The following is a 22,506-nucleotide window of genomic DNA, read 5'->3' on the forward strand; positions in this document are numbered from 1 at the left end:
GCAGATGTATGGGTGATTTTTGTATGTTCTGTGACACCGTGCACGACAGCCGCACTATTGGCCCGGTCGTTGCAAGTTTTTACTAGCCGGCTCATTGCGCGAATATGGCCATTGAGGCGCCTAAGTCGGCAAATAACCTGCCACACAGCTATTGCGAGCGCAGCGAAGCACACCAGAACCACGCTTCAGGCGAGGGCGCTACCCTGGATCGCTTCGCTCGCGATGACCGAAGAGGACCGTGGGCTACAGCGTCAGCACATCCACGGCCGCGCCGAGACGGGCGGTGGCGATATCCGCGACGTGGCGATGATGCGTGAACAGGATCGGCTGCACCGATCCGCCGATTGCGGCCAGGGTTTCGAGGCCATGGGCGGTGCGCGCATCGTCGAAGGTCGAGAACAGGTCGTCGCCCACGAAGGGCGCTGGCTCTGCGCGGCCCGCGTAATCCTCCAGATGGGCGAGGCGCAAAGCGAGATAGAGTTGGTCGCGCGTGCCCTCGCTCATGGCCTCGATGCCGACGGGCTCGCCCCCGGACGCCCGGCGGCCGACGAGGCGGGGCGTGTCATCCTCGTCATAGCTCTGAGCGAGGCCGGCGAAGGCATCTCCGGTGAGGCGGCGGAACAGGTCGCCCGCGCGGGCGATCATAGGATCCTGCTGGCCCGCCCGGTGCTTGGCGACCGCCGCGCCGAGCATCAGCCCGGCAAGGCGTAGCACCGCCCAGGACCGTGCGGCTTCCTGCATCTCGGCCTCGGCGCCCTTGCGGGTGGCGAGCGCCAGTTCGGCGCCCGTGCCACCTTCGAGTTCGAGCCGCCGGGCGAGGTCCCGTTCCCGGTCGGAATAGACCACACGACTGCGATCCTCGACCTCCTCGGCCTCGGCCGCGAGGGCGGCGAGACCCGCCTCGATCGCTTCCGGCGGCGTCTCCGCGAGACCGGCGCGTAGGTCGGCCTCCGGCACCCCGTCGCCCGCAGCGGCAAGGTCGCGTGACCGCAACTTGGCGAGGTCCACCCGCAGGCGCTCACGGGCATCGAGGCGGGCGTGCAGGGCGGCGATACCGTCGAGGGAATCCGGTCCCGCCTCGGACAGGCGCTCGGCCACGAGGGACGACAGACGATCCCGCGCCGCCTCGGCCCCACGGGCCGCCTCGCCCGCGGCATGCCCGGCGGCGTCCTGCAACCGCGTCAACTCGGTGCGGCGGACCGCTTCGGCCTGGGCGGCTTCGAGGCGGCCGTGCAGGGTCCGCAGGCCGGGACCGGGCGACATCTCCGCGAGGTCGGGGGCGAGGTCTGCGACGAGCCCGGCGGCGGCGGTGCGGAAGGCCTCCCTGTCGCGGGCGATGCCTGCCGCCCGGCGGGCGAGTTCAGCGTGGCGATCCAGGGCATCCGGCACCTCGCGCCACGCTGAGAGAGCGCCCTCGGCCTCGTCGAGCCCTGCGCCGGAGGACAGCCCGAGGGCGGACAGGGCCTGACCCCAGGCCTCGCGCCATGCGGCGCGGCGTGTCTGCGCCTCGTCCAGGGCAGCGGCGAAGCGGTCAGCCGCCTGCCGGGCCGCGTCGAGGCGGCCGATCTTCTCGCGCTCCGCCTCCCAGCGGGTCGCCAGAGCCGCGAGCCGCGCCTCGATCCGTTCGAGCACGCCGCCGATCTCGAGGCCGGACAGCGGCTCCAGACCCACACGCTCGCTCAAGGCGGCGAGCGGTGCCCGCGCGGCTTCGATCTGCGCCGTCAGCCTATCCCGGTTGATGCCTTGCTCCAGGATGTCCTGCTCGGCCTCGATGGCGACCTGGGCCTCCGCGAGCCAGCGCACCATCTCGGCGGGTGACGCGGGAACGAGGCCCACTCCGGCCCATTCCGCGCGCCAAGCGGCCTCGCCCTCATCGAGTTCGCCGTCGATGGCGGCGAGCGCCCTCGCCTCCTCATCAGCCTCGGCTTCCGCGCCCGCGAGCCGGTGAAGGTCAGCGGCATGCGCCGCGACTCGTGCCGCGTCGGCGGCCCGCTCGTCGGCCAAGCGGTCGGCGGCCGCCACGGCCCGCTCGTAGGCGCCGAGATCGGCCGGATTTGCGGTACGGTCCGCGAGCAAAGCCTCGCGCAGGGGCGCGAAGGCCTCCTCGCGGGCAGCGCGCAGGGCATCCAGCCGCTCCTGCGTCGCGACGGGGCGCTCGGCCTCGCGCTCGGCGAGGCGGGCGCGGATCTCGGCCACCCGGCGCAGGGCGGCGGCGTGCCGGTCGGACGCGCGCTCGCGCTCGCGCGCCTTGCCGTCGAGGAGCGCCTGATACGTCGTGACGACCTCGCCCGAGGGAAGCGGCGCGCGGGCGAGGGTCGCCGCATCCGCGACCGGCGGCGTCAGGCGCCCGATGCGGTTGCGCTGTAGGGTGACGGACGTGCGCAGGCCGTCCTCGAACTCGTCCCGCCGGGCCAGAACCTCTCGCAACCGCGCGAAGGGGCGCAGCATCTCGCGCAAGGGCGCCGGATCGAGGGCGGCGCCCGCCGCCTCGCCCTCGCGGGTCAGGCGCTCGCATTCGGCGCGGGCGGCTTCCGCCTGCCGGGCCGCCTGGGTCTCGGCGGCGTCGAGATCGCGGCCCTCGCGCAGGAGGCGCTCGATCCGCACGCGGGCGGCATCGGTCGGCAGGCTGGCGGCGAGCGCCTCACGATCCGCGAGACCGACGCGGGTGCAGAGCCGGTCGAGAATCTGCACCGCCCGGTCGGTATCGGCGGTGACGCGCGGCAGATCGGCCCCGTCCTTCTCGTAGCGGCCGATGCCCCGGAACGCCTCCAGGATCTCCTCGGCCCGTTCCGCCAGCGGCGGCACTTGCGGCAGGGCCTCGACCTCGCTGCGCGCCCTGGCGAGGGCGGCGGCGGCGCGGGTCGCCTCGGCCTCCGCCGCGCGGCACTCGGCCAGGGCTTCGCCGAGCCGCATGATCCAGGCGCCATCCGCCTCGACGGTGAGGGGATCCTCCGCGAGCCGGGCTTCCAGCGCGTCGATCTCGGCGAGGACCGGCCCGGCGCGCTTCAACCGCTCCAACCGGGCGCGGGCGGCGGCAAGGCGGCTCCGCTCGGCACGAAGCGTATCGAGATCGGCCCCGGCCGCGTCGATGGCCTCGTTCAGTTGCCGCCAGTCGGCGGTGGAGAGGCCGGTCTCGCGCTCGGCCTTGCGTGAGTCCTGCCAGCGGTCGAGGGCTTGGTAGAAGGTGCGGTGCCCGGCCTTGCGTGGAGTGAAGATCGTCTCGGCCTGCCCGTCGAGTTCGGCCTGCAATTCGGTGAGACCGCGCAGGCCGGACCCCGCCGCGAACAGGCTAGCGCCGACTTCGCCCTCGACGGCGACCATCTCCTTGCCGCCTTTCCGCAGGGCCTCCGCATCGAGGCCGAAGGCGCGGCAGAAGACCGGGCGGGTGAGACCGCCGAGGAAGGGCGCCAACGCGTCGTCGGGCAGGGCCGCATCGGCCGCGTCCACCAGCGTGCGGGCATTGCCCTTGCGGCGCCGGAAGGCGAGGCGCCGTCCGTCCGCCGCCACGATCTCGGCGCCGATCCGCAGCGATGGCATGTCGTGCAGGAAGGCGTAGGGCGTCGCCTTGCCGAAGCCGAACAGCAGATCCGTCACGGCAGACAGCGCCGTGCTCTTGCCTGCCTCGTTCGCGCCCAGCACCACGTGCAGCCGCGCATCCGGCCGGAACGTGAGCGTGCGGTCGGTGAAGGCGCCGTAGCGCTCGAAGCTCAGGTTCAGCAGGCGCATGATCAGCAGGTCCGGCCGGACAGGCGCCCGAGGACGAGGGCCTGCGCCTCGGCGCAGAGGGCGTCGAACTCGGCCTCGATCCCGGCCTCCTCCGCGACACCCGAGGGCATCTTGCGCACGATCTCCGCAAGGATGCCCTTCGCACGCTCGCGGAAATCGGGATCGCGCTCCAGTTCGGCCATGAGTTCACCGGGGTCCAAACCCGCCGCGAGGGCGGGCATGGCGGCACGGGGACGGCGCGTCTCGACCTTCAGGCGCTCCAGCCAGATCTCCTCATGCACCCGGTGAGCGGCGGCCTGCACCTCGGCGGCGAGGTCGTCGCGGTCGGCGCAGAGACGGTCATGGGCGGCGCTCTCGCCGGTCAGGTGCACACGCACCAGGATCAGGCGCGAGGCCGCGACCGATGCGAGCGGCCGGAGCGCCGCCTCGACCCGCTCATGCACCGCCGAGGGCTCGGACACGCTGGAGAGATCGACCGACAGGCGCTCGAAGCGCGCCCGGTCGAAGACCAGCCGCTCGACCTCACGCACCCGCCCCTCCTCGACCGAGACGAGTACGGCGCCGCGTGGGCCGCATTCGCGCACGCTCCGGCCCTGGAGGTTGCCGGGGAAGACGATCCACGGGTCGCGCGACAGTTCCTGATACTCGTGGATGTGGCCGAGCGCCCAGTAATCGTAGCCGCGTAGAGCGAGATCCTGCACCGAGCACGGCGCGTAGGTCGCGTGCTGGGTGCTGCCGGTGCAGGAGGTGTGCAGCACGCCGAGGTTGAACCAGCCCGGCAGCGCCGCGGGGTAGCCGAGGGCGATGTTCTCTTCCACCGCCCGGTTCGGGAAGCTGCGCCCATGCAGGGCGACCTTCCAGGGTTCGAGCTTGTGGGTCGTTGCGCGGTTCGCGGGAAAGACGTGAACCGAGGGCGGCAGGGTGATCGAGCGGGTGATGACGCTTTCGGCATCGTGGTTGCCGCGCACCATCACGATGGGAATGCCGGCCCGGTCGAGTCGCCCGACCTGACGGGCGAAGAACAGGCCGATCGAGGCATCCGCCCAATCGCCGTCGTAGATGTCGCCCGCCACCACGACGAAGGCGACCGCCTTCTCGATGGCGAAGGTCACGAGATCCTCGAACGCCCCCCGCCCGGCCGCCGCGAGCCGCCGCGCGAGGTCCGCATCGCGTCCAGCGAGTCCGGTCAGCGGACTGCCGAGATGGAGGTCGGCGGCGTGGAGGAACTGAAAACTCGGCATCCGGGACCCGTGTGGCGCGGATGTTCTTAGGACGTTCCGATGTCGTGGCTCAAGGGAGCGAACGCGTCGTCCACCGCGCTTCCCCGGCTACGGAAGCACCGGCCGGGGGATGATCTCGGCCGCCGGCACCTGCGCCGAGTCCGGCGGACCGGGCGGGGTCGGCTGCGTCGGGAAGGTGCCCTCCCAGCCGCCGCCCAGCGCCTTCGAGAGCGCGACGAAATCGGTCGAGAGCGCGGCATTGGCCTGCGACAGGTTCGTCTCGGCCTGCAACACCACCTGCGCGTTCTGGAGGACGGTGGTGAAGATCTCGACGCCCTGCGTGTAGCGCGCCCGGGCGAGGTCGAGGCCCCTGCGGGCATCGCCCACCTGACGGGCGAGGCGGGCGCGGCGCCCGGCATCGCCCTGAAGCGAAGCCAGAGCGTTGACCACCTCGTGCCACCCCTGGAGCACCGCCTTCTGGTAGGCGATGGCCGCTTCCTGCTGCTGCGCCTGCCGCAGGACGAGGTTCGACCGCAGCCGCCCGCCCTCGAAGAGCGGGATCGAGATGGACGGGCCGATATTCATGTATTGCAGCGACGAGCCGCGGAAGATCTTGGCCGGATCAATGGCGTTGACCGTCGGGCTCGCGGTGAGCGTGACGCGCGGGAAGAACTCCGCCTCGGCCTCGCCGATCTCGGCAATGGCCGCGTGCAGGCTGGCCTCGGCCTGGCGGATATCCGGCCTGCGCCGCAGGAGATCCGAGGGAATGCCCACAGGCGCCTTCGGGGGCACGGGCGGAATGCCACGTCCGCCCGTCAGGTCCTGCGCGAGGGCCAGCGGCGGCTCGCCGAGCAGCAGCGAGATCGCATTGATCTGCTGGATCTCCTGCTGCTGTAGTTGGGGGATCTGCGCCTGAATCGACTCCACTTGCGAGGCGGCGCTCGCGACGTCCAGCCCGGTGACGAGGCCCTTCTGCTGGCGGATGCGGACCACGTCGAGGATCTGCTGGTTCACCCGCACGTAGGACTGATAGATGCGGATCAGATCCTGTGTGCCGCGCAACTGGATATAGTCGCGGGCTAATTCTCCCTGCGCCGAGACCAGGGCGGCCCGGCGCCGCTCGGCCGAGGCTTCGGCCTGCGCCTGGGCGGATTCCACCGAGCGCCGCACCCGGCCCCACAGGTCGAGCTCCCAGGAGGCATCGAAACCGAGCGTGTAGCTTTCGAAGCCGTTGGTGAGCGGAGCCGTCGGGTCGGTTCCGCCCGTCAGGCCGCCGAGAGAGCCCGAGAGCAGGCCGATCGTGCCGTTCTTGCTGAATTGCTGGCGATAGGCCGAGCCCGTACCGGAGAGCGTCGGTAGGGCGGCTGCCGCGCTGGTGCCGAGTTGCGCACGGCTCTGGAGCAGCCGGGCGCCCGCCGTCTGCACGTCGAGGTTCTCGGCGGCGATCCGCGCTTCGAGCCCATTCAGGACGGGATCGCGAAAGGCGCGCCACCATTCCACGTCCGGCGGGGCCTCCGTCGTGCCGCGCAGGAGCGGCAGCGAGGTGTGGACCGGCCGCCCCGGCGCAGGCTCGACATAGGTCGCCGACGCCGCGACCGAGGGCACGGGGCGCACGAAATCCGGGCCGACGACGCAGCCGCCGAGGATGTCCGCGAGGCCCAGCGCCGTGACGCCCGCGAGAAGGGTATCGAGGAAGCGGATCGCCATGTCAGTGCCCTCCGCCACCGCCGCCCTGGGCGGTCTTGGCCGAGATCAGGAAGCAGAACGGCACCACGAGGAAGGCGATGATGGCCGTGTATTGGAAGACGTTGCCGTAGGCGAGGATCTGCGCCTGCTTCATGTACGTCTGGTAGGTATAGGACACCGCCTGCTGGTGGACGGAATCGGCCGCCCGGCCGAGCGTGCGCAGGGTGTGCTCGCTCTCCTGGACGAAGGTGTTGTAGCCCTGGCGCAGCGGCGTCATGAAGCTCGACAGATGCGCCTGGTCGGCCTGCCGCCGCTCGGTGACGGCGGCGGTCGAAAGCGAGATCCCGAGCGATCCGAACACGTTGCGGAACATCGAGAACATGGCCGCCCCATCGCTCCGGTATTTCTGCGGCAGCGTCAGGTAGGTGATCGTCGAGATCGGCACGAACAGGAAGCCGAGCGCCGCCGTTTGCAGCGAACGCATGATCACGAGGGTCTTGAAGTCGATGGTGGGGCTGAGCTTGCTCGAATACATGAGCGCCACGCCCATCAGCGAGAAGCCGAACATCACGATGTAGCGGGTCTGAACGATCTTCATCAGTTGCCCGACGAGGGGGATCATCACGATCACCACCATGCCGCCGGGCGAGAGGATCAGGCCCGATTGCAGAGCCGGGTAGCCGAGCACGTTCTGCGCGAATTGCGGGATGATGACGGCGCTGGCGTAGAGGGCGAAGCCCATCGCGCCGATCAATATGCAGCCGATGGCGAAGTTCTTGTCGCGAAACACGTCGAGGTCGATGATCGGCTTCTTGGCGGTGAGCAGCCAGCAGATGGCGAAGAACACACCGAGCCCGCCGATGATCGTCATCGTCACGATGAAGGGCGAGCCGAACCAGCCATCGTCCTCCCCGCGATCCACCGCGATCTGCAGGCAGCCGATGCCGATCACGATGAGCGACAGGCCGATATAATCGATCCCGCGCTTGCGGTTCTTCTTGGCCTGCTCGTGGGGCGGGTCCTGCACGAGGATGCCGTTCAGGATCACCGCGAGGATGCCCACCGGCACGTTCACGAAGAAGATCCAGCGCCAGTCGAGGTGCTCCACGAGATAGCCGCCCAGCGTGGGTCCGAGCACGGGGGCGACGATGGTCGCCACCGCCGTCACGCCGAAGGCAGCTCCGCGCTTGGCGGGCGGGAAGGTGTCGAGGATGATCGCCTGCTGGCTCGGCTGGAGGCCGCCGCCAAAGAAGCCCTGCATCAGCCGGAACAGAATGATCTGGCCCAGGCTCTGCGCGATGCCGCAGAGGAAGGACGAGACCGTGAACATCGCGATGCAGATCAGGAAGTAGCGCTTGCGCCCGATCGTGTCGGAGAGCCAGCCGGCGATGGTGAGCACGATGCCGTTGGCGACGAGGTAGGCGGTGAGCGTGTAGGTCGCCTCGTCGTTCGAGGCGGCGAGCGAGCCCGCGATGTAGGGCAGCGCCACGTTGACGATGGTCGTGTCGAGGATCTCCATGAAGGCCGCCATCGTCACGACGATGGCGATCAACCACGGGTTGTGAGCAGGCTTCCAGGGCTGGTCCGCCGCCGCGCTCACTTGAGCATCACCGTGGGCTCGACGCTGATGCCGAGCGGCAGCGGCTCCTCGGGCTTCAGGCCGGAATCGATCACGATCTTCACCGGAACCCGCTGGACGATCTTGATGAAGTTGCCCGTGGCGTTCTCGGCCGGGAATGCGGAGAATTTCGAGCCGGACCCGCGCTGAATCGAATCCACGTGGCCGTGCAAGTCGAGATCGGGGAAGGCATCGACGGTGATCGTCACCTTCTGGCCCGGCCTCATGCCGTCGAGTTCGGTCTCCTTGTAGTTCGCCGTCACCCACACATCGGTCGTAACGAGAGACATGACCTGCGTCCCCGACGAGACGTAATTGCCGGCATTGACGTTGCGGCGGGTCACCCAGCCGTCCTGCGGCGCGCGCACCACCGTCCATTCGACGTTGAGCTTCGCCTGATCGAGGCGCCCCTGCGCCTGCTCGATCTGCCCCTCGGTTTGGCTGACCTGCTCCTCGGACTGAGCGATGTTCTGCTTCACGGGCTCGGCCTGGATCAGGCGAGCCTGGGCCTGCTCCACCTGCGCCTTGGCCTGGGCGTAGTTGGCTGCCGTCGTGTCGATCTCCTGCTGCGTCGTAGCGAGCTTCGGCAGGCTCTTCTGCCGGTCGTAATTGGCCTGCTGCAATTGCAGATTGGCCTTCGCCGCGTCGAGATTGGCCTTGGCGAGATCGAGGGCTGCGGGGAAGTTCTTGCGGGCGATCTCGACGCCGAGCCGTTGGCTCACGGCTTGAGCCTTGGTGGTGTCGAGCTGGCCCTGCGCCTGCTCCTGACTGAACTGGTATTGCCGGGGATCGATGCGGAACAACGGATCGCCCTTGTGGACGAACTGGTTGTCCGTGACGTCGAGGCTGACGACCTGTCCCGAGATCTGGGGCGCGATGGTGACGATGTTGCCGTCGGTATAGGCGTCGTCGGTGAAGGCCTTGCCGCGGTTCGCCAGCCAGTAATAGACGCCACCGCCTGCCAACAGCAGGACGACGAGCGCCGCGATGCCGAGTACCAGCGGCCGACGCTTCTTGCGCCGCGCCTGGGCTTCGTCCTCGTCGTCCTGACCGGACGTGGATGCGTCCTTCCCGGAAGACGTCTTATCCGCGGACTTCCTCTCGTCGGACTTCCTCTCGTCGGACTTGCCGCCGCTCTTTCCGCTCTTCTCGGTCGAAGGGCTCTCGTCGGACGAGGCGTCGCCGTCGTCCTCACCCTCTTCGTCCCTGCTGGCGCCGAGATCGAGATAGTCCCGACGCCGAGCAGCCGAGCGGCTACGCTCCCGGCGCTGAACACGCTCGTCGTCGTCGCTCTCACGCATGCCCGGAACTCGTCGTGGGATCGGTTCGAAGGCTGATTGCCGCCGCACAACCGAACCGATAGGTACGCTTATAAGAGGGGCGGCGAAGACAATGTCAATTGCGGACACGCCGCCTCCAGGGCGGCGCAAGAGCCCCGTTCCGAGGGGGCGGCGGCGGCGGGAAGAGGTCCTGGCCGTGGCCGAGCGGCTGATCCTCGATCACGGGTTCGCCGAGACGACAATGCAGCGCGTGGCGGAAGAAGCGGGCGCCTCGAAGGAGACCCTGTACCGCCACTTCAAGAGCAAGGACGAGTTGCTCCTCGAGATCGTGCTCGCCCGTACCAGCGACCTGCGCAAGGCGCTCGACGCGAGTTTCGAGAGCGGAGCCCCCCTCCCCGTGGTGCTGCGCGAGACCGGGTGCAGGTTGCTCGAACGCATGGGTGGGGCGTCGGTGATCCCGCTCCTGCGCATCGTGATCACCGAGACCGTGCGCAATCCGGAATTGGGACTCGCCCTGTTCACCGCCGGGCCCGACCGGACGGCAAGGCGGCTCGCGGACTATCTCGCGGCGGCGAAAGGCCGCGGGGATTTCCACGGCGAAGATCCGGCGATGGCGGCCTCGTTCTACATCGGCTCCGTGATGGGCAACGCCACGCTCATGAACCTTCTGCGGCCCGTAGAACGACCCATGACTCGTAAGCAGATCGATGGACGTGTCGATGAGGCGGTCGCCCTGTTCCTGGCGCGCTACGGAAGTCCGTCTCAGGGCACGGGCGGCAAGTAGCCCTTAGCCGTGAGCCATTCGGACAGGCCGCGCGCCATGGCCTCCTGCAAGGACGGCCGGGGCTCGGGCTGGTCGGCGATCCAGGCGCGCAAACCGTCCGCCACCGGGGCGGGAAGCTCCGCAGCCCCGGTCTGAGCGCCGGCCTTGAGCAAAGCCTCGGCCGCAATCTGTGCGATACTTGCCGCGATCTTCTCCATAGCGCCAATACTAGCAACAATCGGCAGCCCTTTCATCCATCCAGAAAGCCCAACTCTCCCTTCGGCCGGACGCGACGAATCTGCGCACCCGCGTGAGAAAAGACGCCACCTGACAAGCGCGGCCTGTTGCCTGGCTTGAAACCGCCTGCCGTTCCGGCGACACCCCTTCTCTGGACTTGATCCAAAAGACACGAAGGGCGGGAGACAATGGGCGGCACCGAGCCGGGTACCGAGGCGGAAGCGTGCGAGCGTGTGCGCGCGGCGGCCGCCCGGCCAGAGCGCCTGCGGATCGTCGGCAGCGGCACGAAGGCGGGCCTCGGGCGCCCGCCACAGGACGAGGCCAGCCTGTCGGCGCGGGGCCTGACCGGCATCACCCTCTATGAGCCCGCCGAGATGGTGATCGGCGCCCGCGCGGGCACGCCGCTCGCCGAAGTCGAGGCCCTCCTCGCCACGAAGGGCCAAATGCTGCCCTTCGAGCCCATGGATTATCGCGGCCTCTACGGCACCAGCGGCGAGCCGACGATCGGCGGCGTGGCCTCGATCAACAATTCCGGCCCCCGCCGCATCAATGCGGGCGCGGCCCGCGACAGCCTGATCGGCGTGCGCTTCGTCAACGGCAAGGGCGAGGCGATCAAGTCGGGCGGCCGGGTGATGAAGAACGTTACCGGGCTTGATCTCGTGAAGCTCATGGCGGGGGCGCACGGTACCCTCGGGCTGCTGACCGAAGTGACGTTCAAGGTGCTGCCCGCCAACGAGCGGGTGGCGACGCTCGTCTTCCCCGGCCTGAACGACGCCCGCGCGATCGAAGCCCTGGCATCGGCCCTGGGCTCGCCGTTCGAGCCGACCGGCGCGGCCCACCTGCCCGCCGGGATCGGCGGCAGCGAGGCGCGGACGCTCGTGCGGATCGAGGGCTTTGCGGATTCGATCACTTACCGGCTCGGAGAGCTGCGCCGTCTGTTGAAGCGGTTCGGCGCGCCGGAAACCCTCGACGGCGAGGCGGGCGCCGCCCTATGGCGCGGGGTGCGGGACGCGCTACCCCTGGCCGAGCCCCGCGAGGACGCCCTGTGGCGGATCTCGACGGCACCCTCGAAGGGCCCTGCCCTCACCGCCGCCATCGCCGCGAAGCGGGAGGCGCGCTGGTTCTTCGATTGGGGGGGCGGGCTCGTATGGCTCTCGACCTCCGCCGCAGGCGATGCCGGGGCGGAGGCGATCCGCACCGCGCTGCGAGCGCACGGGGGTCACGCGACGCTGGTTCGCGCGCCCGATGCGGTGCGCGCCGCCGTGCCCGTCTTCGAGCCGCTGCCGGACGCCTTGATGCGCGTGACGGCGGGGATCAAGGCGGCGCACGACCCGCACGGCATCTTCAATCCGGGCCGGATGTACGCGGGCGTCTAAACCGCCCGCCCTCCGACCCTCGCGACGACGCGGACGAGACGACGCAGGATCACACCGTGCAGACCAATTTCACCCTCGCCCAGCTCGCCGACCCCGCCATGGCCGCGTCGGAGAAGATCCTGCGCACCTGCGTGCATTGCGGCTTCTGCACGGCGACCTGCCCGACCTACCTACTGCTCGGAGACGAGCTCGATTCCCCCCGCGGACGCATCTACTTGATCAAGGACATGCTGGAGGGCGGCAAGGCGGCGAGCGCGGAGGTGGTGCGCCATGTCGACCGCTGCCTCTCGTGCCTGTCGTGCATGACGACCTGCCCCTCGGGCGTCCACTACATGCACCTCGTCGATCATGCCCGCGCGCATATCGAGGAGACCTATCCTCGCCCCCTCGGCGACCGTCTCCTGCGGGCCCTGCTCGCCTTCGTGCTGCCCTACCCGGCGCGGTTCCGGCTCGCGCTGTACGCGGCCAAGCTCGGTCAGCCCTTCAAGGGCCTCGTCGCCCGCCTGCCGCAGGTCGGGCGGCGGCTCGCCGCGATGCTGGACCTCGCCCCGGCCGCGATGCCCGCCGCCAACGCCACGAACCGTCCCGGCACCTTCCCGGCCCTGGGCGGCACGGCGACCAAGCGCGTCGCCCTGCTGCGCGGCTGCGCCCAGAGCGTCCTGCGGCCCGACTTCAACGAGGCGGCGATCCGCCTGTTGAATCGCCACGGCGTCGAGGTGGTGCACGCGCAGGAGGGCTGCTGCGGCGCGCTGACCCACCACATGGGCAAGGAGGAGTCCTCTCACACCCTCGCCAAGCAGGCGATCGACGCCTGGGACGCCGAGATCGCCAAGGGTCTCGATGCGATCCTCGTGACGGCCTCCGGCTGCGGCACGACGATCAAGGATTACGGCTTCATGTTCCGCGAGGACCCCGCCTATGCCGAGAAGGCGGCGCGGGTGTCGGCCCTGGCCAAGGACGTGACCGAGTTCTGCGCCACCCTGCCCCTGTCGGAGCCGGTGGTGGAGAGCGACCTCGTCGTCGCCTACCACTCGGCCTGCTCGATGCAACACGGCCAGGGCCTGCGCACCGAGCCGAAGGCGCTGCTCGCCCGCGCGGGCTTCACGGTGAAGGACGTGCCGGAGGGTCACATCTGCTGCGGCTCGGCGGGCACCTACAACATCCTCCAACCGGAGATCGCGGAGAAGCTTCGCGAGCGGAAGGTCGCCAATATCGAGCGGATCCGCCCCGACGTGATCGCCACCGGCAATATCGGCTGCGCGACGCAGATCGGGAAGGGAACCGCCATCCCGATCGTTCACACGGTGGAATTGCTCGATTGGGCGACCGGCGGTCCGAAGCCCGCCGCGCTCGTGGCTCACCGCCCGCATCTCGCGGCTGCGGAATGACAAACGCGTGACATGATCGCGCGGGCGGCCCTTGCCAAACCGCTGCCACGGTTTGTAATGGTATGGACCCCTTTCCGGTCTCGCCTGTCGCCAATGCGACCCGCGGACGCGGCCGAGTTTCGATGTGAAGACGGACGCGGCGTCGGGGTGGGCTTTAGCCCGCTCGGTCGATGGCGGACCTTTCAAAGTCCGGATGGGGTCGAACGATGCGGCGATGTTCGCCGCACAGGAATTCACGGCCGGGCACAAGACCGGCCGAGATGCTTTCGTGAGGTCGGGAGAGGATGGAGGGACGCACAGCACCGCTTGCCGCTGCTCGTGCTCCGCGCGCACGCACGTCGCGCCGCGCCGTCGTCTTCATCCACCCGGCCAGTTTCAACCCCAGGCGCCCAGGGCGCCAGAAGGCGGTTGACGGCACAATCCCATCCCTCCTCCCCGCGGCCTCGGTGACGAGGCCGGCACCATGCCGAGCGGCTTTGCCCGCTGGCGAGGCGCCGCCGGGGCTCCGGGCACGGAACGAGACGTCGGCCGCCATGCCGAGAGTTCGTCATGGCCAACAAGATGCTCATCGACGCGATGCACCCGGAAGAGACCCGGGTCGTCACGGTCCAAGGTTCTAAGGTCGAAGAGTTCGACTTCGAATCCGCCAGCCGCAGGCAGCTGCGGGGCAACATCTACCTCGCCAAGGTCACGCGCGTGGAGCCCTCGCTCCAGGCCGCCTTCGTGGAATACGGCGGCAACCGCCACGGCTTCCTGGCCTTCAACGAGATCCACCCCGACTATTACCAGATTCCCCTCGCCGACCGGCAGGCCCTCCTTGAGGAGGAGGCCCGCGAGGCCGAGGAATATCGTGAGCGCGAGGAGCGCCGCCGCCGTTCGCCCCGCCGCTCGCGCGGACGCCGCGCCGAGGCCCGTTCGCGCCGCGACGAGACCGTGAGCGCCGAGGACAACGCCGAGGCCGTCCCCGCCGTCGCGGGCGACGAGATCCTGACCACCGACCTGCCGGATGCCCTGGCCGACAACGCCGAGGCCGTGCGCGAGGAACTGGCGACCGAGGGTCAGCCGGTCGAGGGCACCGAAACGCCCGCTGCCAATGAGGAGCCCGCCCCGGGCGAGCCCGTGGCCGCCGCCACCGAACTCGATTCCGAGGTTCCTCCGGAGGCGGTGATCGCCGTCACCGAGGAGCTGACCGCCGCCGAGCCGGACGCCGTCGAGACCGACGAGGCGGACGAAGCCGCCGAGGATGAGGACGAGTCCGACGAGGACGACGACGAAGACGAGGCGGACGACGAGGACGAGGACGAGGAAGACGACGAGGAGGACGAGGGCGAGGAGGATTCCGACGATCCGGACGCCGAGCCCAAGATCGCCCAGGTCGGCGGCAACGGCGACGCGCTCGCGGAGATCCCCGAGCGTCCCCGTGCGCCCCGCCGCCACTACAAGATCCAAGAGGTCATCAAGCGCCGCCAGATCATCCTCGTCCAGGTGGTGAAGGAAGAGCGCGGCACCAAGGGCGCGGCCCTCACGACCTACCTGTCGCTCGCCGGACGCTATTCCGTGCTGATGCCCAATACCGGGCGCGGCGGCGGCATCTCCCGCAAGATCACGTCGGCGGCGGATCGCAAGCGACTGAAGGAGGTCGTGGCCGATCTCGACGTGCCGGAGGGGATGGGCGTCATCCTGCGCACGGCGGGCGCCTCGCGCTCCAAGCCGGAGATCGCGCGGGACTTCGAGTACCTGATGCGCCTGTGGGAATCGGTGCGGGAGCTGACCCTCACCTCCATCGCGCCGACGCTGGTCTACGAGGAGGGCTCGCTGATCAAGCGAGCGATCCGCGACCTGTACAATAAGGAGTTGGACGAGGTCCTCGTCGCGGGTGATGACGCCTACCGCGAAGCCAAGGACTTCATGCGGATGCTGATGCCCGACCAGACGAAGGTCGTGAAGCCCTACCGCGACACCACGCCGATCTTCGCCCGCTTCGGGGTCGAGCAGCAGCTCGACGCGATGTTCTCGACCCATGTCTCCCTGCGCTCGGGCGGCTACCTCGTCATCAACCCGACCGAGGCGCTGGTCTCGATCGACGTGAACTCGGGCCGCGCCACCCGCGAGCACGACATCGAGGATACCGCCCTCAAGACGAACCTGGAGGCCGCCGAGGAAGTGGCGCGCCAGCTTCGCCTGCGCGACCTCGCGGGCCTCATCGTGATCGACTTCATCGACATGGAGGAGAAGCGGAACAACCGCGCCGTCGAGAAGAAGCTGAACGAGTGCCTGAAGAACGACCGCGCCCGCATCCAGGTCGGCCGGATCTCGCCCTTCGGCCTCATGGAGATGAGCCGCCAGCGCATCCGCACCGGCCTGCTCGAATCCTCCTCGATCCCCTGCCCGCATTGCGGTGGCTCGGGCTTCGTGCGCGCCACCGCCTCGGTCGCCCTGCACATCCTGCGCTCCATTGAGGAGGCTCTGCTCAAGTCCGCGAGCCACAACCTCATCCTGCGCACCCGGACCGAGGTGGCGCTCTACATCCTCAACCAGAAGCGCGCGCATCTGCGTGAGCTCGAGGTCCATTTCGGCGTCACGGTCACCATCGCCGCGGACGAGCGTCTGCCCGCGACCTCCGCCTTCCAGCTCGACCGGGGCGATCCCGCCCAGCGGGCTGAGGGTCCGGTGACGGGCGTGCGCGCCACCGCGATCTCCCCGTCCATGGAGTTCGAAGACGAGATCGAGGCCGACGAGCCCGAGACCGCCGAGGCTTCCGAAGCCACCGCCGGAGAGGCCGGGACCGAGGAAGCGCGCGAGGACGGCGAGGGCCGCCGCCGCCGCCGTCGCCGCCGCCGCCGTGGTGGTCGCGCCGATGGCCAGGAGGCCCGCGACGCCGGCGCCGACGAGGGCGATGACGAGTCCGAGGACGACGCCGCCACCGAGGGCGACGAGGAGTCGGGCGAGACATCCGAGGCCGCCGAGGCCGCTCCCGCCGAGGGCGAGGAGTCACCGTCCGGGAATGGCGATAAGGGCCGCCGCCGCCGCCGTGGCCGCCGTGGCGGTCGCGGCCGGCTGGATCGCAATGGCCAGCGCGAGGACGAGGCCGAGGGCGACAGCGAGTCGTCCGAAGGCTCGGACGAGCCGGTGGCCGCCGCCATCGCAGCCGAGGAGCCTGTGAGTGCCGAGGCCATCGAGGCTGTGGCGGCCTCCGCACCGCCCCGCCCAACCGAGCAGCCGGTGAGCGCCGAGGACGTCGGACAGGCCTCGGCCCAGTCGACCCCGGTCGAGGCCGCTCCGGTCGAGACCGCTCCGGCAGAGCCTGCTCCGGCAGAAACCGCTTCGGCCGAGCCTGCCGCGCCGGCCCCGACCGAGCCCCCGGCGGAGCCGGTGGCGGTGGTCCTCAGCCCGCCTTCCGACCCCAACCGCCCGAAGCGGGCCGGTTGGTGGTCCCGGACGAAGGCCGCCCTCACGGGAGAGTGATCTTTCTATCCACAATGCGCCCCGTCTTGGATCAGTCCGGGACGGGGCGCTCTCGTTTCAGGGTGTAGGCCCCTATAGCGTGAGCACAGCACACCTTTCTTGAGCGAAAGACATCGACCGTTGTGCCCGGCAGCGTGAATGCTTGGCATCCAGTCCACCATAGAGGACCCTCTGGTTCTCACGCGGCGTGAACATTTCCTTCACTGCCATCCAGCATTGTTTCGGGAGAAGCGCATAAATCTGAGGTGAGGCACCGGATGTTCGGTCTTCAGAGAAAACCCCGAACCGCCGAGCTGAGCCCGGTCACAGTGCCAGGTTCGATCAGCGAGACCTCCGCCGCAGCCCCGGCCACCCTCACACCCGTTCCGGCTGCCCCCCCGGCCGCGGTCATCGTGGACAAGGAACTCGTCGCCCTGCCGGGCCTACTGTCGGCGGCGGCCTCCGAGGCGGGAACGTCGCTCGGGTGGATGGCCTTCGATTCGTCGGGCATGGCCGAGCAGGCGCGCCTGATGGCCGCCGCGACGGAGGAACTGGCCGCGACGACCCGCGAGATCGCCGCCCGCTCGGCCGATGTGGCCAGCGGCGCCGAGGAGGCGAGCGGCGGCATCGCCGCGTGCGCCGACGACATCCATCGTGCCTCCGACGGCATGCGCCGGATCGAGGGCGGCGCCGACGAGATCGGCCGACGCCTCGACGGCTTCTCGCAGGCCGCCGCGCGCATCGAGGAGATGGCCGGTGCCATCGCCGCGATTTCCGGCCAGACCAACCTGCTCGCCCTCAACGCGACGATCGAGGCCGCCCGCGCCGGGGCTGCCGGACGGGGCTTCGCCGTCGTCGCCGCCGAGGTGAAGGCCCTTTCGGCCCAGACCGCCCGCGCCACCGACGAGATCCACCAGCGCATCAAGAACCTGCGGGACGAGATGTCCGCCATGCGGAACGCCGTCAGCGAGAGCCGCGAGGCGGTGAAGTCCGGCGCCCAGGCCATGTCGCAGGCGAGTACCCGCGTGGAGGCTGAAAGCGCCAAGGTCGCCGCCGTCTCCGGCGAGATGCGCGTCGCTGCGAGCCTCCTCGACCAGCAGATCCAAGCGACGAGCGAAATCGCCGAGAGCGTCGGACGCGTTTCGGCCGGTGCCGAAAAGGCCCGCAAGGAGATCACCGACGCCATCGACCGGATCGACCGGATCGAGTCTCTGAGCCAAGCGCTCCTCGACAAGCAGACCGGCGATACGACGATGCTGCGCCGGGCGCGCCTCCCGGCGGATTGCGCCGCCTGGCGCCGCCGCCTCGCGACCGTGCTGATCGGGATGCGCCGGGCCGACATCGACCAGGGCGAGATCGCCCCCCACCCGGCCTTCGAAGGCAAGGTGGAAACGGCGCTCGCCAAGGCTCGGTCCGAGTGCCGCGCGATGATGTCCCACGTCCAGGGGTCTCGCTGGGATCAGGCCAGCGCCGCCTTCCAGGCCTTCGAGGCCGCCCTCACCGAGGCCCAGGCCGCGGCCGCGTAAGTCCCGCGAGCCCCGAGACCGAAGTTTCGGGGCCGCGATCAACCGGCCCTGGCGTGATCCGGAGGCAGATAATCCTCCACCGGCTGTGCCGGGCCGCCGCGCATCAGCGTGTAGAGGAACGGCACGAGCAGGAGGGTGGCGGGCGTCGCGAAGGCGATGCCGCCCATCACGGCGCGGGCGAGCGCCGCGTTCTGCTCGCCGCCCTCCCCCGTCCCGAGGGCCATCGGGATCAGCCCGAGGAACATGGCCGAGGCGGTCATCAGCACCGGCCGAAGCCGCGTCTCCCCGGCAGCGATCGCGGCCTCCCGGGCGCTGCACCCGGTCGCCTCCCGGTGCTCCTTCGCGAAGGTGACGAGCAGGATCGAGTTCGCGGACGCGATGCCCACCGACATGATCGCCCCGAAGATCGAGGGGATCGAGAAGGTCGTGCCCGTGATGAACAAGCCGGTGGTGATGCCGCAGAAGGCGATGGGGAGCGCGGCGATGACCACGAACGGATCACCCCAGCTCTGATAGTTCACGGCCATCAGCAGGTAGACCGCCACCAGCGCGATGCCGAGGCCGATACCGAGCCGGAGGAAGGCCGAGCGCATGTTTTCGATCTGGCCGCGCACGGTGATCTTGTCGGGGGCCTGAAGATTCTTCTGCTCCTCCTGCACGATCCGGTCGATCTCGCGGGCGACCGAGCCGAGATCGCGGTCCTGGACAGAGGCGAAGATGTCGTAGGTCGGCTGGATGTTGACGTGGTTGATCACCGTTTGCGTCGGCACCCGGCGGAGATCCGCCACGCTCGACAGCAGGGTGAGCACGCCCGGCCCAGAGCCCGCCGTCACGCCCGCGCGTACGAAGAGCGGCGTGTTGCGCAGATCGGTGAGGGAGGCGTTGCGGTATTCCGGCGTCTGCACCCAGAGCTGGTAAGGAATGCCGGTCTTCGGATCGGGCCAGAAGTTCGGCGTCACCTGATAACTGCCCGACAGCGAGATGTTCATGTTCTGCGCCACCGATTGCTCGGTGAGGCCCAGTTCCGAGGCGAGGCGGCGGTCGACATCGACATAGAATTGCGGGACGTCGACGATCTGCTGGAGATGCACGTCCACGAGGCCCTTGGTGTCGCGCAGGCGGCGGACGATGTTCCGGGCCACCTCCAGATCCTTTTCCTTGTGGCGGCCTGAGACCTGCACATCGATCGGCGTGATCACGCCGAAGTTCAGGATCTGCGTGATGATGTCGGCGGGCTGAAAATAGACGATCAGGTCCGGGAAGCGCTGCATCAGCACCTCGCGCAGGCGCTTCTTGTAGCCCGCCACCGAGCCGTGCTCCTCCTTCAGGCTGATGAGCATCTGCCCATCGTTGTACGAGACGAAGGACCCGTCCGAGAACGCGAAATTGTAGTTGATCGACGGCACGCCGATATTGTCGAGGATCTGCTCCAGCTCGTGCTCGGGGATGACCTCGCGCACCACGTCCTCGACCTGTGCGAAGACTTGTTGCGTCGTCTCGATGCGCAGGCCCGCGCGGGCACGCAGATGCATCGTCATCTGACGTGATTCGATCTCCGGGAAGTAATCCTGCCCGGTGAAGACGAAGAGTGTCCCGCCGAGCGCCAGCACGACGCCCGTCACCGCCAGGGTTGCGAGGCGATGGCGCAGGGTGGCGTGGAGCAGCCCGACATAGCCACGATGGAAGCGGGTGAAGAACCGCTCGAAACCGCGGTGGAAGGCGCCCGCAAAGCGGAGCACGGGGGCCCCCAGCACGTCGACGACCCGGCCGATCCGCGTCCTGCGCGGCGCCTCCCCCTCGGTCTTACGATCCTTGGCATGCTTGGCCGCGTATTCCGGCGCGACGATCACGTCGATGAGGAGAGGGACCAGGGTCCGCGACAGCAGGTAGGAGGTCAGCATCGCGAACACGACCGCGAGCGCCTGCGGCGTGAACAGGTATTTCGGTGTGTCGGTGAGGGCGAAGACGGCGGTGAACGCGGCGCAGATCGACAGCGTCGAGATCAGCGCGGGCTTGGCGATGCCCGCCGCCCCGTGAACCACGCTCTCGCGGAACTCCTCACCCTCCTCGAACAGGCGGTAGGTGTTCTCGATCGCGACCGTCGCGTCGTCGACGAGGATGCCCACCGCCAGGGCGAGGCCGCCCAGCGTCATGATGTTGATGGTCTGGCCGAGCGCCGCCAGCACGGCCAGCGAGGTCATCACGCAGAGCGGGATCGAGATCAGCACGATCACCGTCGAGCGCCAGGAGCCGAGGAACAGCAGGATCGCGAGGCCGGTGAGGGCGGCGGCGATGGCCGCCTCGTGCAGCACGCCTTCGATGGCGTTCGACACGAAGACCGATTGGTCGAACAGCAGCTTGATGTTCATGCCCTCGGGGGCGGCGGCGTGGATCGTCGGCATCGCCGCCTTGACGTTGTTGACGACGCTCAGCGTCGAGGCGTTGCCGTTCTTGATCACCTGCATCAGCACGGCCTGGCTGCCGTCCGCGCGCACCACGTTGATCTGCGGCGGGCCGCCATCGCGGACGAAGGCCACGTCGCGCACCAGCACCGGTTGACCAGCCACCACCTTGATCGGCGCGACGTTCAGCGCCTCGATCGAGGGCGGGGTGGCGTTGAGCTGGATCGGGTATTGCTGCTCGCCGATCTTGGCGAGTCCGGAGGGCACGGTGAGGTTTTGCGCCGTCATGGCGTTGGTGACGTCGAGCGGCGTGAGGCCGAGCGCCTGAAGGGCGTTGAGGTCGAGATCGACCATGATCTGGCGCGGTGCGCCGCCGAAGGGCGCGGGCAGCGTGGAGCCCGGCACCTGCGCCAGGGTCTGGCGGATGCGGTACTGCGCGTAATCGTAGATCTCGTTCAGGCTCTGACGCGCCGAGGACAGAGCCAGTTGGATGACCGGCACGGAGGAGGCCGAATAGCGCACGATCACCGGCGGCTGGATGCCCGGCGGCATCGCCGCCCGGATCGAGTTCGTGGACGACACCACCTGCGCGATGGCGAGGTCGATGCTGACGCTCGGTTCGAAATAGATTCGCTGGACCGCCGTGCCCTGCAGGGTGGTCGATTCCATGCGGCGGATATTGTTGACGTTGTTGGAGATGCCGAACTCGGCATAGGTCGTGACGCGGGTTTCCATCTCCGGCGTGGACAGGCCGTTATAGGTCCAGACCACCACGACCACGGGGATGTCGACGACGGGCAGCACGTCCTTGGGCATGACGACGACGGCCCCCAGGCCGCCGAGCATCATGAGCACCGCGAGCACGTAGGTCGTGATGCGGAACTTCAGGGCATAGAGGACGAGGCCCATGCGATCTCCCGGCCCCCAGCCCAGCCTGCACCCGGAATGAGCTAGCGCGTCGGAGCCTGCAAGTACTGTTGCGCGATGCCGCAGGCGCTCTTAAGTTGTTTCTAGCAGAAACACTTCAGTCATTGCGAGCGGAGCCAAGCAATCCAGGCTGCGGGACATTTGCAAACCTGGCGCTACTAAATTGCTTCGCTCCGTTCGCAATGACGATTCCGGGGGTTACCGCAGCAGCGCCGCCTTCTCCACCTCCAACGCGGTCGCAATCTCATCGAGCGCCTTGTGCTCGACTTCGCTGATGCCGCCGAGGTCGGCGACATCGGCGGCGATCAGGAACACATCCTGCCGCTGTTCGATCGGGCGTCCGGCGATGGCCGCGGCGGCGCGCAGATTCTCGATGCGCCCGGCGCGGGTCTTGGCGCGGGCGATAGCCTCGTACAATTCCTGCTCGACGCGCAGGGTGTCGTAGGATTTCTCGAGGATCGGGTTGCCGCGAATGCCGACGATCGCCGCCTCGACCTCTTCCTCGGCCACGTCGCCATCCGCGACGATGACGTTGGCCGCCGCCGAGACCGCCGCCTGGAGGAACATCGCATCGCCGGCATAGGATATGATCGTCCGGCCGAAGCGAAGGATGGCGTCCTGGAAAATACTCATGCCCCTCTCCCGTTGGTCCAAGATGGCGGGAGAAGAGACACGTGAGTCAAGCTTCCCCTCAGCAGCAGCGGAAGCCGGAGGTGTTGCCCACGCCGAAGCGGGCGTTCTCCCGGTTGCGGAAGAACTCCGTCTCGGTCATCGGCTCCCGGTCGGGATGGGTCCGGCGGATATGCTCGGCATAGGCGGTGTAATCGCCCTGCCCCACCATCAGCCGGGCCCCGTCGCAGACGCATTTCGACAGCGTCTTGAGACGGTCGCGAAATCCGAGCGCCTGCGCCAT

14 protein-coding genes are annotated in these 22,506 nt (G+C 69.0%); 5 read left to right on the plus strand and 9 right to left on the minus strand.

What is annotated here, in order from left to right; all coding sequences use genetic code 11:
* Positions 1 to 243 precede the first annotated feature (243 nt).
* The 5 genes from J4O73_RS01090 to J4O73_RS01110 form a co-directional block, all read right to left on the minus strand.
* The gene (locus tag J4O73_RS01090) at positions 244 to 3,726 is read right to left on the minus strand and encodes an AAA family ATPase (RefSeq protein WP_426214074.1); all 3,483 of its coding nucleotides are present in this window, start codon (positions 3,724 to 3,726) and stop codon (positions 244 to 246) included.
* A 2-nt stretch (positions 3,727 to 3,728) separates the two neighbouring features.
* Complete coding sequence (locus J4O73_RS01095) at positions 3,729 to 4,967, minus strand: metallophosphoesterase family protein (protein ID WP_426214075.1); 1,239 nt, start codon at positions 4,965 to 4,967, stop codon at positions 3,729 to 3,731.
* Between the two features lie 87 nt (positions 4,968 to 5,054).
* Positions 5,055 to 6,653 (minus strand): efflux transporter outer membrane subunit, encoded by a 1,599-nt coding sequence (locus J4O73_RS01100; protein WP_426214076.1) that lies wholly within the window; start codon positions 6,651 to 6,653, stop codon positions 5,055 to 5,057.
* A gap of 1 nt (position 6,654) precedes the next feature.
* A complete protein-coding gene (locus J4O73_RS01105; RefSeq protein WP_426214077.1) occupies positions 6,655 to 8,232 on the minus strand; it encodes a DHA2 family efflux MFS transporter permease subunit in 1,578 nt (525 codons plus the stop codon).
* The gene (locus J4O73_RS01110; protein WP_426214078.1) at positions 8,229 to 9,551 is read right to left on the minus strand and encodes an HlyD family efflux transporter periplasmic adaptor subunit; all 1,323 of its coding nucleotides are present in this window, start codon (positions 9,549 to 9,551) and stop codon (positions 8,229 to 8,231) included. Before J4O73_RS01110 ends, J4O73_RS01105 begins: the two co-directional genes overlap by 4 nt.
* A 91-nt stretch (positions 9,552 to 9,642) precedes the next feature.
* Here J4O73_RS01110 and J4O73_RS01115 point away from each other — a divergent pair, with 91 nt between their 5' ends.
* Positions 9,643 to 10,314, plus strand: a complete 672-nt coding sequence (locus J4O73_RS01115; protein ID WP_426214079.1) for a TetR/AcrR family transcriptional regulator — start codon at positions 9,643 to 9,645, stop codon at positions 10,312 to 10,314.
* Here the strand turns inward: J4O73_RS01115 and J4O73_RS01120 are convergent.
* The gene (locus tag J4O73_RS01120) at positions 10,293 to 10,511 is read right to left on the minus strand and encodes a hypothetical protein (RefSeq protein ID WP_426214080.1); all 219 of its coding nucleotides are present in this window, start codon (positions 10,509 to 10,511) and stop codon (positions 10,293 to 10,295) included. The genes J4O73_RS01115 and J4O73_RS01120 overlap by 22 nt on opposite strands.
* Positions 10,512 to 10,718: 207 nt before the next feature.
* On the opposite strand from J4O73_RS01120, the gene glcE reads away from it, so the two are divergent.
* The 4 genes from glcE (at position 10,719) to J4O73_RS01140 (ending at position 18,264) form a co-directional block, all read left to right on the plus strand.
* Complete coding sequence (gene glcE / locus J4O73_RS01125) at positions 10,719 to 11,906, plus strand: glycolate oxidase subunit GlcE (RefSeq protein ID WP_426214081.1); 1,188 nt, start codon at positions 10,719 to 10,721, stop codon at positions 11,904 to 11,906.
* Between the two features lie 56 nt (positions 11,907 to 11,962).
* The gene (gene glcF, locus J4O73_RS01130) at positions 11,963 to 13,294 is read left to right on the plus strand and encodes a glycolate oxidase subunit GlcF (RefSeq protein WP_426214082.1); all 1,332 of its coding nucleotides are present in this window, start codon (positions 11,963 to 11,965) and stop codon (positions 13,292 to 13,294) included.
* Positions 13,295 to 13,843: 549 nt separating this feature from the next.
* Entirely contained in the window at positions 13,844 to 16,759 is a 2,916-nt protein-coding gene (locus J4O73_RS01135; RefSeq protein ID WP_426214083.1) for an Rne/Rng family ribonuclease, read from the plus strand.
* Between the two features lie 308 nt (positions 16,760 to 17,067).
* Positions 17,068 to 18,264: a methyl-accepting chemotaxis protein gene (locus J4O73_RS01140; RefSeq protein WP_426214084.1), complete on the plus strand. Its 1,197-nt coding sequence runs from the start codon at positions 17,068 to 17,070 to the stop codon at positions 18,262 to 18,264.
* A gap of 38 nt (positions 18,265 to 18,302) precedes the next feature.
* Here the strand turns inward: J4O73_RS01140 and J4O73_RS01145 are convergent, their stop codons facing one another.
* The 3 genes from J4O73_RS01145 to J4O73_RS01155 all read right to left on the minus strand — a co-directional run bounded on the left by J4O73_RS01145 (position 18,303) and on the right by J4O73_RS01155 (position 22,506).
* Complete coding sequence (locus tag J4O73_RS01145) at positions 18,303 to 21,575, minus strand: efflux RND transporter permease subunit (protein WP_426214085.1); 3,273 nt, start codon at positions 21,573 to 21,575, stop codon at positions 18,303 to 18,305.
* Positions 21,576 to 21,791: 216 nt separating this feature from the next.
* Positions 21,792 to 22,226, minus strand: a complete 435-nt coding sequence (locus tag J4O73_RS01150; RefSeq protein ID WP_426214086.1) for a tellurite resistance TerB family protein — start codon at positions 22,224 to 22,226, stop codon at positions 21,792 to 21,794.
* Between the two features lie 58 nt (positions 22,227 to 22,284).
* Complete coding sequence (locus tag J4O73_RS01155) at positions 22,285 to 22,506, minus strand: YbdD/YjiX family protein (RefSeq protein WP_378969036.1); 222 nt, start codon at positions 22,504 to 22,506, stop codon at positions 22,285 to 22,287.

Source organism: Methylobacterium sp. NFXW15 (genome assembly GCF_049887755.1).
Taxonomy (GTDB): domain Bacteria; phylum Pseudomonadota; class Alphaproteobacteria; order Rhizobiales; family Beijerinckiaceae; genus Methylobacterium.

What these genes read in the sequence shown, in the direction of transcription:
- J4O73_RS01150 (WP_426214086.1), bottom strand. Translation starts at nt 22,226, where the DNA reads ATGAGTATTTTCCAGGACGCCATCCTTCGCTTCGGCCGGACGATCATA.
- J4O73_RS01115 (WP_426214079.1), top strand. Translation starts at nt 9,643, where the DNA reads ATGTCAATTGCGGACACGCCGCCTCCAGGGCGGCGCAAGAGCCCCGTT.
- glcE (WP_426214081.1), top strand. Translation starts at nt 10,719, where the DNA reads ATGGGCGGCACCGAGCCGGGTACCGAGGCGGAAGCGTGCGAGCGTGTG.
- J4O73_RS01155 (WP_378969036.1), bottom strand. Translation starts at nt 22,506, where the DNA reads ATGGCGCAGGCGCTCGGATTTCGCGACCGTCTCAAGACGCTGTCGAAA.
- J4O73_RS01145 (WP_426214085.1), bottom strand. Translation starts at nt 21,575, where the DNA reads ATGGGCCTCGTCCTCTATGCCCTGAAGTTCCGCATCACGACCTACGTG.
- J4O73_RS01100 (WP_426214076.1), bottom strand. Translation starts at nt 6,653, where the DNA reads ATGGCGATCCGCTTCCTCGATACCCTTCTCGCGGGCGTCACGGCGCTG.
- J4O73_RS01120 (WP_426214080.1), bottom strand. Translation starts at nt 10,511, where the DNA reads ATGGAGAAGATCGCGGCAAGTATCGCACAGATTGCGGCCGAGGCTTTG.
- J4O73_RS01110 (WP_426214078.1), bottom strand. Translation starts at nt 9,551, where the DNA reads ATGCGTGAGAGCGACGACGACGAGCGTGTTCAGCGCCGGGAGCGTAGC.
- J4O73_RS01135 (WP_426214083.1), top strand. Translation starts at nt 13,844, where the DNA reads ATGGCCAACAAGATGCTCATCGACGCGATGCACCCGGAAGAGACCCGG.
- J4O73_RS01095 (WP_426214075.1), bottom strand. Translation starts at nt 4,967, where the DNA reads ATGCCGAGTTTTCAGTTCCTCCACGCCGCCGACCTCCATCTCGGCAGT.
- J4O73_RS01090 (WP_426214074.1), bottom strand. Translation starts at nt 3,726, where the DNA reads ATGCGCCTGCTGAACCTGAGCTTCGAGCGCTACGGCGCCTTCACCGAC.